Source organism: Aliagarivorans taiwanensis DSM 22990 (assembly GCF_000429505.1).
Taxonomy (GTDB): Bacteria; Pseudomonadota; Gammaproteobacteria; order Enterobacterales; family Celerinatantimonadaceae; genus Aliagarivorans; species Aliagarivorans taiwanensis.
On sequence record NZ_AUBZ01000013.1, the window covers coordinates 22,489 to 34,463 of the forward strand.

Genomic DNA, 11,975 nt, shown 5'->3' on the forward strand with positions numbered 1-11,975 from the left:
AATAACCGCGACCGTAATCGGTGTGATCTGCTCTGTTTGGCTAATACAGAGCGACCCCAAACCAGGAGCCCGCGCATAGACGCAAGCTATAGCTCAGGTCACAGCCCGTAAGTCCGAAGAGACACATAAAAAATACGGGAAAGTACAATGACAACAGTAACTAAAACCGCCGCCAGCTTGCTGGCCGGCTTGGCGCTGGGCTATGCCTCCAGTGTCAGTGCAGTGCCGCGTACCGCCTTTGTTCACTTGTTCGAGTGGAGCTGGGAAGACGTGGCAACCGAGTGTGAAACCTACCTTGGGCCAAAAGGCTTTGCTGCAGTTCAGGTTTCTCCCCCTAACAAACATATCGACGGTGGCCAGTGGTGGACTCGCTATCAGCCAGTCGGCTACTCCTTTGACAGCCGCAGTGGTAACCGCGGTCAGTTCCAAAACATGGTGCAGCGCTGTAAGGCAGCGGGCGTCGATATCTATGTTGACGCGGTGATCAACCATATGGCGGCCTGGGATCGCACCTTCCCTGAAGTGCCTTATGGCTCAAATGACTTCCACAACTGTACCAGCGACATCAACTACGGCGACCGTTGGCAGATCCAAAACTGCGACCTCTCTGGCCTGAACGATTTGAAAACCGAGTCGGATTACGTGCGCCAAAAGATTGCTGATTACATGAACGATGCCATCAGCATGGGCGTGGCGGGCTTCCGGATTGATGCCGCTAAGCACATTCCTGCAGGCGATATCGCCGCCATCAAGGGCAAGCTCAACGGTAATCCTTACATCTTCCAAGAGGTGATTGGCGCCGGTGGCGAGCCGGTTCGCCCAACTGAATACACCTACATCGGTGATGTGACCGAGTTTGGTTATGCGCGTTGGCTTGGTCCGGCCTTCCGTGAAAGCAATATTGCCCAGCTCAAAGACATCGGCACCTCAATGGAGCTGGCCAGCTCCAGCGCGGTACCGTTTGTTACCAACCACGACGAAGAGCGCCACAACCCCAATGGCCCTATCTGGCATGGGGTGCAGGGCAATGGCTACTTCCTGGCCAACGTATTCATGCTGGCCTATCCCTACGGCTATCCGAAGGTGATGTCGGGCTATTACTTTAACGGTGACTTCGACATGGGGCCGCCAAGCTCGGGTATCCACACCGGCAATGCCTGTGGCTTTGATGGCGGCAGCTGGGTGTGTGAACACCGCTGGCGCGGGATTGGCAACATGGTGGCGTTCCGTAACCATACTGCCGATGCCTGGCATGTGTCGGATTGGTGGCAAAATGGCAACGACCAGATTGCCTTTGGTCGCGGCGGCTTAGGCTATGTGGTGATCAACAAGCGTTGGGGCGGCGATTTGAACCAAAGCCTCAACACCGGTATGCCCGATGGCGAGTACTGCAACATCATCGAAGCTGACTTTAACGAGTCGACCGGTGCCTGTGTACTAGGCGAAGGTGCAAGCGGCCCTGCCACGATTACCGTGAGCGGCGGCTATGCCAACTTCAGCGTTGCCGGTGATAGCGCAGCGGCGATCCACGTAGGCGCTAAAGTGGGTGCCGGCTGTGGCAATGATTGTGGCGGCGGCGGAGGCGGCGGTGAGCCAGATTCTCCAGTATCCGCAAACTCAATCTGTGTTGATGGTAGTGCCGGGCTGCAAACCCTTTACTACTGGGCTGCGCAGCCAAGCGGTGCACTGGCCAATGCTACTTGGCCGGGTGTAGCTATGACCCAAAACGGCGGCTTCTACTGCCACGACCTTGGTGTCGAGCTAACTAGCATCAACGTTATCTTCAGCAACAACGGCAACGGTCAGACCGATGACCTAACAGCCCCGGGCGCTGGCTGTTATCAAGGCGGTAGCTGGAAGACCCTGCAAGATTGTGGCTTCGAGGTTAACGGCGATGGTGGCGACGGCGGTAATGGCGGCGGTGGCGGCACCACTGGCGATAGCAAGGTGTGCTACGACAACCAAGCCAACTTCAACAGCCCAACCATCTACTACTGGGCGGTGGAAGCAGAAACCGCGGTTGCAAACGCTCAATGGCCTGGCGCGGCGATGACAGCAGAGGATGGTCACTACTGCTACGACTTCGGCACGCCGTTGGCTAGCCTGAACGTGATCTTCTCCGATGCTGGCGCTAACCAAAGCGCTGATCTAAGTACCACTGGCGCTGCGCTGTGTAACAAGCTGGGCAGCTGGGTAGCACTGACCAACTGTATCAGCGGTGGCGGCAATGGTGGTAATGGCGGCAGCGGTGGTGATGAGAGTTGGTACTTCCGCGGCACCCCTAATGGTTGGGGCACTACCCTGTTGGAGTACGATGCGGCTTCGGGCGTGTACTTCACCGTGCAAAGCTTCAACGGCGAAGAGAGCCCAGCCCGCTTTAAGATCGATGATGGCAGCTGGAGTGATTCTTATCCAGCGGCTGACTACCAAGTCGATGATTTTGCGACCTATCGCATCACCTTTGACAGTGCAAGCAAAGCGATTGGCGTAACCCGCCAGTAATCTATTCCATCTGTCTCTTCCATCCATCTTTGCCCGGCTTAGGCCGGGCCTTTTTATGCCTGCGAAACAGACTCTAGAAGCTGGTTGGCGAGCTGCAGGCTCTCGTCGATCAGTGCATCGTTGCAGCTCAGATAGTTAGCGGGCTCACACAGCGCAGAGATCTCCTCGGCGCTGAATAGGGCGGTGAGCTCGGGGCTGGCGAGTAGCATCTCTTCGAGCTGCATATTGCTGCTGGCTGCCGTATCGATAATCCCTTTAACCAGCGCATAGCCTTGATTGCGCCCGAGTTTGTCTGCCACCGCCATCATCACCGCTTCTGACATGATCAGGTTGCGTGATGCGGCGAAGTTGCGACGCATGTTGTGGCGATTGACCACCAAGTTGTCGAGCAGACCTTGGGCGCGCTCCAACGCGGTGGACAGTGCCAGACAAGACTCGGGCACCAGCGACCAGTTGAGCATGCGCATCGAGGCGGCCCGCACATCTTGCTGGCGCGTGGATTGGACTTGTGGGGCATGGTACTAGAACCACCGCCGCCTTCGCCCTCTTGGGCCTCGGCAAGTGCGGCGCGGCCCATCAGCTCGATATCGTTGGCGATCCGGCACAGGGTGCCATGAACAATGGCAAAGCTCTGAATCGCCTCGACCACGTTATCCATACTGGCATTCCACAGCCCCACCGGCTGACTTAGCCCCAGCTTATCCATCAAGCGGTTGCGCAGCGCCAGCCCTTGCTCGCCGATAGAAGAGAGATTACCCACTGCGCCGCCGTACATTCCGGTGATGGCTCGCGGAGTCAGTTGATCAAGGCGCTGTAAGTTGCGGCACATCTCACTCAGGTATGAGGCAAGCTGCAGGCCCCAGGTGGTGGGAAGGGCATCTTGCGAGTTGGTGCGCGCTACCATCACGCTGTCGCGGTGCTGATCGCTGAGCTCGGCCAAGCGCTCAATCAGGCCAAGCATCTGTTTGCGCAGCAGTGTCAGTGCGTCTTTCAGGCGCATCGCTTGCCCAGTATCGAGCAGGTCTTGGGTGGTGCAGCCCCAATGCAGGTAGCGCTTGACCAAGGGATCGGCCGCCTCGCTGATCTGATCCACCATCGGTTTAATTGCCAGCCCAACCCGTCGGGTGTCCTCGGCCAGACGTTGCCAGTCGATGGCCTCGGGCTTAGCTGCTGCTGCGATAGCGTTGGCCGCTTGCGGTGGGATAATCCCCAGCTCGGCCTGCACGGCGGCGATCTCGCTTTCAAAGCGGAGCCAGCATGCCAGCAGGTGTTGCTCAGACCAGATCGTTTTCATCTGTGCTTGGGTGAACAGCGGCGAGTACAGTGTCGAGTCAAACACTGAAACATTCTCTGAATTCATCTCGTTTCCTTTAGTGAAAGAGTTGCAAAGCCAGCAAAAAGGGCTGCAAAGCAGCCCTTAACGATTACGCGTGTAGCAAGGCATTATGCCCAGTCAGCTGTGACGACAAGAAAATTGCGCTTATAAGAACACTTTACTTATAAGAACACTTTACCTACAGGAACAGGGCACTCATCGCAATCAGCGCCACAATACCGCCAATCATCGGAATCAGGGTACGCTGAACTACCGCAACTGGAGATACGTTGGCCGCGCCAGCACAGGCAATCACCACGCCTGCCACTGGTGAGGCTGAGCGGAAGATACCTGCTGCCAGCTGCATTGGCAGTGCCAGTGAGGCCGTGGTTACTCCCACGCTAGTGGCCACTTCAGGAGCCAGCGGTGAGAAGCTGAAGAAGGCCGCGTTACCCGAGCCGGACAGCAGCGCAGTCAGGCCGATAATGGTCACCATCACCACCAGCATACCGATGTAGCCTAGGCCTAGGTTGGCGCCAGTGCCCAGTAGCAGGTCGATAAAGCCCATTGCTTTTAGGCCTTCTACAAACACGTTGGCCGCAATAATCAGTGCCACGACGCTCGAGAAGGTGGTGCCCATGCCTGACAGGAATACCTTGAGTGAGTCGGCCACGCCTTTGAGGTCTTTGCTATGAACAAGATTGGCCAGCATGGCTACTGCCAGGCTAAAGAACATCGCAGAGATTACGTCGACCTTGACTGAGCTAATCAGGAACTCACTGAACACCAGTAGCAGCGCCAATGGCAGTACCGGTAAAATAGCGAACCACTTCGGCGCATCGTTTTGCGCTTGTTCATCGATGCTCAGGGTCTGTGCTTCAACACCGTTGGCGGCATCGCGCTTGTCGAAGTAGCGCTGACAGAAGTAGTGCAGTACCGCGATAACAATCATCACCACCGGCGCAACGACCATCTGGTTGGCGAGGAAGTAGTTGGCCGCATCGATACCGATAACCTCGGCAGCGCGGTTAGAGTTACCCGAGCCTGGGCCCAAGTCCAAGCAGGCGGTGGTCGCCAGTACCGCAGCGGTTGCCGCAGGGGTACAACCAATGCGCACCAGTACCGGGTACAACGCAACCAACAGCAGCAACGCCAGGCCAACAGCACTTGGGATAAAGATGTTGATCAGCTGACCGATGATGTAAGTCAGTGCTAGTACCACATAGGGGTTTTTGAATACCGACAGTGGCTTGGTCACCACATTCACCATAGCATTGGCTGCGCCGATATGGTTCATGTATTTGGAGAAACCGCCCACCGACATAATGATTAGGCCGAGGTTAGCCAGAGTCGAAGAGGAGAGGGCACTAATCACCACAAAAAAGTCAAACACTACTGCGCCACTGGAAGAGGCGTTGCCGGGGATGAAGTCGCTGTTGCCGCTAAGCGCACCCAGCGCTAGCATCAGGATACCCGCAGTGAACAGTGCAGCTTGGGTGTTATACTTCTTCACAATGAAGTAGCCAGTAGCGATAACTATCGGAATTGCAATAAAAGAGAGCGTATATGGCTCCGAAAACAAATTGCGGCGGCATAAAATGCTGCTTTGGTGTTATTTTGAATGGGAAAGTGCTTTTCCCGGCGAACAGTTTGGTTTAGATCATATTTCGCTAGACTTAATCAACGCACATAGACTAATTGTCATTCCGTCACACTCAGGCACCACCAACATCGGTACTTTGCATCATGAGCCAAGCCCTAACCCCCGAGACACTCGCTAAACTCGTTGAAAATGCCGCGCCACTGCCCAACGCTGAGCAGCGGGTGGCCGATTTTGTGGTGAGCCATTTTGAGCAGATCCCTTACTTGGGGATTGAAGAGCTGGCTAAGCGCAGTGAGTCGAGCAAAACCTCGGTGGGGCGCTTTTTGCAAAACATTGGTTTTCAGGGTTACAGCCGCTTTAAACAGGCGGTGGTAGTGCAAATACAAGAAACCCAGCTAGTCACGCCGGCGCGGATTGCCTCGCGCTTGTCGGAGCCGAGCGTTGATGCAATCAGTGGGCGGGGCTTTATCAAAGAGCTGGCGGAGAGCTTTCGGCTGTTCTCTGAGGTGTTCGATGAACAAGCCTTTGCCCAAGCCATCGAGTTGATGGCCGATAAGCAGCGCACCTTATACGCCTTCGGCCCGGCCTCATCCAATGGCTTGGTGACCTACTTTATGATGCTGTCGCGCTATATCCGCAAGAACACCTATCACCTAACCCCAGATGTGTCTTTGCTACCCCATCACTTATTGGACATGCGAGAAGGCGATGTGCTGTTTGTGATCTCTTACTATCGATACTCCGATTTGGCGGTGCGCTTGGTGGAGTGGTTCCACCAACGCGGCGGCAAGGTGATTGTACTCACCAACAACAGCGTCAATCCTTATCTGCCGTTTAGCGATGTGCAGATGGTGGTCAAGAGCACCAGCAGTGGAGTGTTCCAAAGCCGTATCACCGGTTTTGCCTTGGTGGAGGCCTTAGTGAATGCACTTACACAGCGGATCGGCGTGCCGGGGCGCTTTGAGTCCCTGGAGCAGATCCTGACTGACTTCGATACCTTTCACTCTTAGTCGATGGCGATATACCTGCTTGTCTGTGGAATACAACGACTTCTGCTATGCGCTCTTCGCGACTACCCAGAAGTCGTTGAGATTACCTTGCTTTAGCAGTGGCTATGGCAACGCAGGTTTGTAGGTGTTGCCGGTGAGCGTTAGCGCATAGAGTGCCGACAGCGCCATGCCATAGTAGTCGTTGTTGGCGTTCTCATAGCCATTGGCGCCAATGTTCCATGGCAAGCTGCCGTTGAGGGTCTCATCGACCCAGTGGCTGGTGTAGTTTTCAACATTGTCGGGGTACCAGTTGTACAACATGCTGGCCACAGTAAAGCCGCCGGAGAAGCTGCGCCCGTTGTAACCGCTGCTGTTCCCGCTGGCGCGGTCGATATCGGCGAGGATGCCGCTTAGCTCGCCATTGTTCGAGTTGTTCACCAGATCGTTGATCAGGCGGCGGGTCCAGTCGCGGGCCGGCTCACTGCCATACCAGGCATAATCCATGGTCACTCGCCAAGGGATGCGCGATGCATCGGAGCCATAGTTGGTGGAGCGGCCGGTTACCGCTGTGTCATCGAGTTTCATCCAGTCCGGCACAAAGGTCTTGTCGCTATTGGGGCCGGCTTTTTGCTTATCCAGAATATCTTGGTAGAGGTCGCGAGCGGCCGAATCCCAGCGCTGGTTTTCATTGCGGATCTCGCTGCTCTGGGCGGCGGCTTCGGCAAAGTAACGGAAGAATGCCGGGATCGAATAGGATGGGTCAAACTCATCGCTGCAGGGGTTAAAGCTGCTGCTTTGATAGGGCTTAACCACCCAAGTACCCCCATTGTTGGGGCACCAAGATAGCCAGTTGTCGTGCAGCTCGTTGACGATATGGATGGCCTCTGAGCGGTAGTCCAGGCTGGAGTTGGGCCACTTGTCGGCTGCCACAAACAGCGCCATTGCGATATCGATGTCGCCATCGGTGGCCGGGCCTCCGCCGCCCGCGCCAAAGCACACTTGGCTTTGACCGACGATGCCATAGCAGATGTCGTTGGTAACCGGGTAGCCGTTGCTCCACACCAGCCACGGCATCAGCGCACTGTTGTTTTGCGCCATCACCTGTTGATAGAAGCGGAACAGCTTATCAAAGCGGGTTTTATCGTTGCCATAGGCGGTAATCAGCATGCCATAGCCCATGCCTTCGGACGCAGTGGCGTAGGCGTCTTTCGATACCTGACCGTTCTCATCGCGCAGCGCGCCACCGGAGCCCCATTTTACCCGGGCCATATTGGTACCGGCATCGACGATGTAGTTGTCGACAAATCGCGAATAGATGCTTTGCAGCTCGCTGTTGCTGATGGCTTGGGCGCTCGGCATCAGCATGCCGCCCCAGTAGCCCGATTGCTGAGCGCTCTGCCGGGTAGGGGCGGCATTGACTGTCAGGCTTAGGCCTAGCAGCAGTGCTGCGCCAACCTTGAGTGGACTGGGTATGCCCTGATTGGTGAGATTATTCATTGTCATTCCTTTGCTCAAATTATGTTTTTAATCTTTATGCGGCTGAAAACTTCAGCAGCAAGCTAAGCAAAGACAGTTGGTTAGTGTTTTGCTAATTAACAAAAGCGAGTTTTAACTTACGAAAAAACGTAAATTCTAAGTGATTGGAAAGTTCTCAGGAAACTGTATGCGGAGGTTTTCAACGGGGCGCTGAATCTGTGATCGCACAGGCGTGGCAGAAAACGCCTTTCGGTGTCAGTAAAAGCCACTTGAGCCTGCAGCACTGTGGTAAGTAAAACAGGCCCAAGTTTGTGTTAGCGACCCCGCGCTAACGATAGGTTTAGGCCAGTTTCAATTGATGGTGCTGGCGGTAGGCAACGATATCTTCGATGGTCAGCACTGGCATCTTGTGCTGCTTGGCAAAGGCGACGATCTCGGGCGTTTTCGCCATCGTGCCGTCTTCATTGGTCAGCTCGCAAAGCACGCCTGCAGGGGACAAGCCGGCCATTTGCACCAGATCGACGGTGCCTTCGGTATGGCCGCGACGGCTTAACACGCCGCCGGAGCGGGCGCGCAGCGGGAATACGTGGCCGGGGCGGGCCAGGTCGCTGGGCTGGGCATTTTTAGCAATCGCAGTCTTGATGGTGGTAACCCGATCAGCGGCAGATACGCCGGTGGTCACGCCATGCTTGGCTTCGATGGACACGGTAAAGGCGGTTTGGTTGGCGCTGGTGTTCTCGATCACCATCGGCGGCAGTGCCAGTTGGCTGGCTTGCTGCTCGGTCAGGCACAGGCACACGATGCCGCTGCACTCGCGGATCATTAGTGCCATTTGCTGGTCGGTTAAGGTCTCGGCAGCGTAGATAATATCGCCTTCGTTTTCCCGGTCTTCATCGTCGAGCAATAGCACGCCTTGGCCTTGTTTTAAGGCGGCTAGCGCCAGCTCTACACGTTCTAGTGGTTGGCCGAATTCGGCTAATAGAGAAGTCTGATTCATGGTGTACTCCAACATAATCGTTACCAGAATCAGGGCATAAGTAAGAGCGATCAACAACACGCACGCGCTCAGCGATGCTTTGACAGGGTTAAACCCATACGACAAAGCCGCATCAATCGGTGCGGTATCAATCGATAGATAACAGCGAGAGGGCTCGCTGGTTCACTCTCTCCCATCCGGACTATGACCGTCGGCTCTGGAGTCTAACCAGATCTGCTGACCCTGAATCGCTATGCGATTCAGGCGCTCGCGGGCTTAATAAACGGCTGCGGGTGCAGCGCCTAATTTACCGCCGGTGGGGAATTTCACCCCGCCCTGAGAATAATGCTTTGAAAAGCTTGGCTATATTAACGCTTTTTGCGGGGCAACAGAAGCATCAGCAGACTATTCCCAGGTGCCAAGTGGCTTGGTGTCGGCGAAGTAACCGGTTTTGTCGGCCTCGGTAATGGGGCGGATCACCTTACAGGGCACACCAGCAGCAATTACGTTGGCGGGAATATCCTTGGTGACCACACTGCCAGCGCCGATGATGGTGTTATCGCCGATGCTCACTCCGGGGTTAATCGACACATTGCCGCCTACCCACACGTTGTCGCCAATGCGGATCGGCAGGGCATAGCAGCCGCCCATATTGCGCTCGGCGGCGTCGATGGCGTGGTTTGCACCAAACAGGCCGACCCGCGGGCCGAACAGCACGTTGCTGCCAATGCTGATCTCGTTGCAATCGAGCATGATGCAGTCCCAGTTGATAAACACGTTATCGCCGAGGCTGATATTAAAGCCAAACTCGCAGCGAAAGCCCGAGGAGATCGCCACGTTTTTGCCTACCTTGGCAAACAGCTCATTCATCACCTGTTGCTTCTCTTGCTCGCTGGTCGCGCTGTGGTAGGCATTGACCTTTTTCGCTGCTGCCACCCGCGCCAGGTGGCAGGCCTCGCTGTAATCGTTATACATCTCGCCGCTGCACACCATCTTCTTCAGTGCGGCTTGGGCGGCTAATTCGGCTGGGGTCATACTGCTGTTGCCTTATTGGGGTAAATAGGTCTCCACGCTAGCAAAGTCGCTATGCGTCAGCCAGTTAGCTGCATAGGGAATGTGAAAGAGGCGGGGTTATTCTCTGCCCCTTGCTGCATGTTTCAGCTAACGCTTACTGCTCTTCACACAGCGAGAACTGTTGGCGCTGCAGGGCCTCGATACAGCGGATAAGAAGCGGGGCTCGCTCCATCTGCAGTAGATGCCCTTGGTTGTGTAGGTAGAGGAAGTGGCGCTTATCCTCAGGCAAGTACTGATAGACATACTCCCCTTGGCGCGGGTCCACCAAGCTGTCGGTGTCGCCTTGGATCACGATGGTAGGCACATCGATTTGTGCAAGTCGCGCTGGGCTATCCGCCAGCCCGGGCTGCAGGGCATACATCTCGAGGTTGGAGTGGCTAAGCTCGCGACCAATATTGCTGTAGCTCATCACCCAGCGGCTCAGCTGCCAGCTGGCCAAGCGATTGTACCAGCGTGGCGCACCCAGGCTTTGGCTGTGCACCCCGGCCAATAGCATCATTGCATCAATATCATCGGGAAGCGCTTCATAGAGCATTGGCGCAAGCGAGGCGCCCCAAGAGTGGCCGACCAGAATCAGCGGCAGCTCGGGATGTTCACGCTTTAGCTGGGTCAGCAGTGGGCTAATCAGCTCGACTTGCTCAAACATGCTGGGGACCGGGCGCGGCTGGTCTTGATACTGGGAGTTGCCCCAGCCGGGGCGATCGAGGCTAACAAACAGAAAGTCGGCGGTGAGCGCCTCATCGGCAATCAGGTAGGCCGCATCGGTCCAACTGCCGGGGGTGCCATGCACCCATACCACCACCCCGAGATTGGGTATGCCTCTGGTTACGTAATGCAGGTCAAACTCGCCATGGTGCAAGTGATGATGCTGGTAGGCCGGATTATCCATCAAATGGCTGGTGACAAACTCGCGTTGTTGCTGCAGCGAGTCGGGGAGGGGCTGGCAGGCGCTAAGCCCTAGCAACATTATCATTAACGTAACAAGAAAGGCGTACTTAAGGGTGTGTGCAAGAGTCATGGAGTAGGTCACTTCGTCTGAGATCGGTTGGCCACATTCACTATGCCGCTATAGACCGAAGAGAAATCAATTTTTGTTCAAGTGTAGTTTAGAAAAACGCCGACATAAGGGGCTTATGCATCGCGCATCTTCTGCCGCTGGCCATAGTAAACGCGCAGGCATTGCTCAATTGGCTACTCGAACCTCATTTATTACTGCTTGTCTGCGAGAAAAGGGCTGTTTTTCATCCAAATTGAAGGTAAAAACAGCGCTTAGTTTTAGATGTCATGAATGTGACAAATATCTTTCATAAGGTGCTGGCTCATAAGGCTTTATTACTTGATGGTTTTGCCACTAAGGGGTAGAGTTTTGACTCTTTAAATAATCGAAAAGTAGTTGAATTAAGCCATGGGCGAGTTCTGGCATCACCTGACGTCTTATCCTGTTGTTCTGTTTTCCCTACCGTTTGCAATTCTCGCTGTCGTAATGCTGCTGGATCTGCTGTTTGATCTCTCCGATGGTGGCTTGGGTGATACCGACGCTGGCCAAGTTGAGGCAAGCTGGGTGACCAATTTTTATCTTCCGCCGATTCTGAGCAAGGTCCCGTTGCCGGTGGCCTTGTGTATTGCGTTCTTCCTCGCCATGGTGGCGATGTTTTACATCGAGACTGAGCTGCTGTCACTGCTCGGTGGCCTGCTTCGGCATGGGCTGACGGTGGGGCTACTACCGATTGTTTTATATCTTTCACTGCTTGCTACCTCGTGGCTTGTCAAACCACTGGCACCGCTGTTTGACCATAACAACAGCTTTGCGGCCATGGAGTTTGAGGGGATGCGCGGCCAAGTGCGCAGTAATGAAGTGAGTGACGAGTTCGGTGAAGTCGTCATTGTAAAGGATGGCAATGAGGTCCAACTCGATGTCTTCCAGCAAGGAAGCCTTCCCATCGCCTATGGCGATGAGGTGGTGATTCTGGCAAAGGATGCAGCTAAGAACCGTTATCTGGTTTCGAAAATCTAAATCGTCAACTTGATCCAAGGATTAAA

10 protein-coding genes and 1 riboswitch are annotated in these 11,975 nt (G+C 55.1%); of the genes, 3 read left to right on the plus strand and 7 right to left on the minus strand.

What is annotated here, in order from left to right; all coding sequences use genetic code 11:
* Positions 1-147: 147 nt before the first annotated feature.
* Positions 148-2,502, plus strand: coding sequence for a starch-binding protein (locus tag G462_RS0108765; protein ID WP_026958671.1), 2,355 nt, complete (start codon positions 148-150; stop codon positions 2,500-2,502).
* 53 nt (positions 2,503-2,555) lie between these two features.
* Here G462_RS0108765 and G462_RS24755 read toward each other — a convergent pair whose 3' ends face one another.
* The 3 genes from G462_RS24755 to dcuC form a co-directional block, all read right to left on the minus strand.
* On the minus strand, positions 2,556-2,861 hold the full coding sequence (locus G462_RS24755) for a lyase family protein (RefSeq protein WP_211234198.1): 306 nt from the start codon (positions 2,859-2,861) through the stop codon (positions 2,556-2,558).
* The gene (locus G462_RS22205) at positions 2,828-3,862 is read right to left on the minus strand and encodes a lyase family protein (RefSeq protein ID WP_211234199.1); all 1,035 of its coding nucleotides are present in this window, start codon (positions 3,860-3,862) and stop codon (positions 2,828-2,830) included. The genes G462_RS24755 and G462_RS22205 overlap by 34 nt, the downstream gene beginning before the upstream one ends.
* A gap of 154 nt (positions 3,863-4,016) precedes the next feature.
* Positions 4,017-5,399, minus strand: a complete 1,383-nt coding sequence (gene dcuC, locus G462_RS0108775) for a C4-dicarboxylate transporter DcuC (RefSeq protein WP_035477340.1) — start codon at positions 5,397-5,399, stop codon at positions 4,017-4,019.
* 164 nt (positions 5,400-5,563) lie between these two features.
* On the opposite strand from dcuC, the gene G462_RS0108780 reads away from it, so the two are divergent.
* Entirely contained in the window at positions 5,564-6,430 is an 867-nt protein-coding gene (locus tag G462_RS0108780) for a MurR/RpiR family transcriptional regulator (RefSeq protein WP_026958673.1), read from the plus strand.
* 102 nt (positions 6,431-6,532) lie between these two features.
* On the opposite strand, the gene G462_RS0108785 is transcribed toward G462_RS0108780, so the two are convergent.
* From G462_RS0108785 to G462_RS23885, 4 genes are all read right to left on the minus strand, one after another.
* Positions 6,533-7,906: a glycosyl hydrolase family 8 gene (locus G462_RS0108785; protein WP_026958674.1), complete on the minus strand. Its 1,374-nt coding sequence runs from the start codon at positions 7,904-7,906 to the stop codon at positions 6,533-6,535.
* Positions 7,907-8,225: 319 nt separating this feature from the next.
* Complete coding sequence (gene ribB, locus G462_RS0108790) at positions 8,226-8,882, minus strand: 3,4-dihydroxy-2-butanone-4-phosphate synthase (protein WP_026958675.1); 657 nt, start codon at positions 8,880-8,882, stop codon at positions 8,226-8,228.
* Between the two features lie 160 nt (positions 8,883-9,042).
* A riboswitch (FMN riboswitch) is annotated at positions 9,043-9,209 on the minus strand.
* A gap of 57 nt (positions 9,210-9,266) precedes the next feature.
* Positions 9,267-9,896, minus strand: coding sequence for a sugar O-acetyltransferase (locus G462_RS25045; protein ID WP_157378588.1), 630 nt, complete (start codon positions 9,894-9,896; stop codon positions 9,267-9,269).
* Positions 9,897-10,029: 133 nt separating this feature from the next.
* Positions 10,030-10,953 (minus strand): alpha/beta fold hydrolase, encoded by a 924-nt coding sequence (locus G462_RS23885; protein WP_084404991.1) that lies wholly within the window; start codon positions 10,951-10,953, stop codon positions 10,030-10,032.
* 465 nt (positions 10,954-11,418) lie between these two features.
* Here G462_RS23885 and G462_RS0108805 point away from each other — a divergent pair, with 465 nt between their 5' ends.
* The gene (locus tag G462_RS0108805) at positions 11,419-11,949 is read left to right on the plus strand and encodes a hypothetical protein (protein ID WP_051326628.1); all 531 of its coding nucleotides are present in this window, start codon (positions 11,419-11,421) and stop codon (positions 11,947-11,949) included.
* The last annotated feature ends 26 nt before the right edge of the window (positions 11,950-11,975 follow it).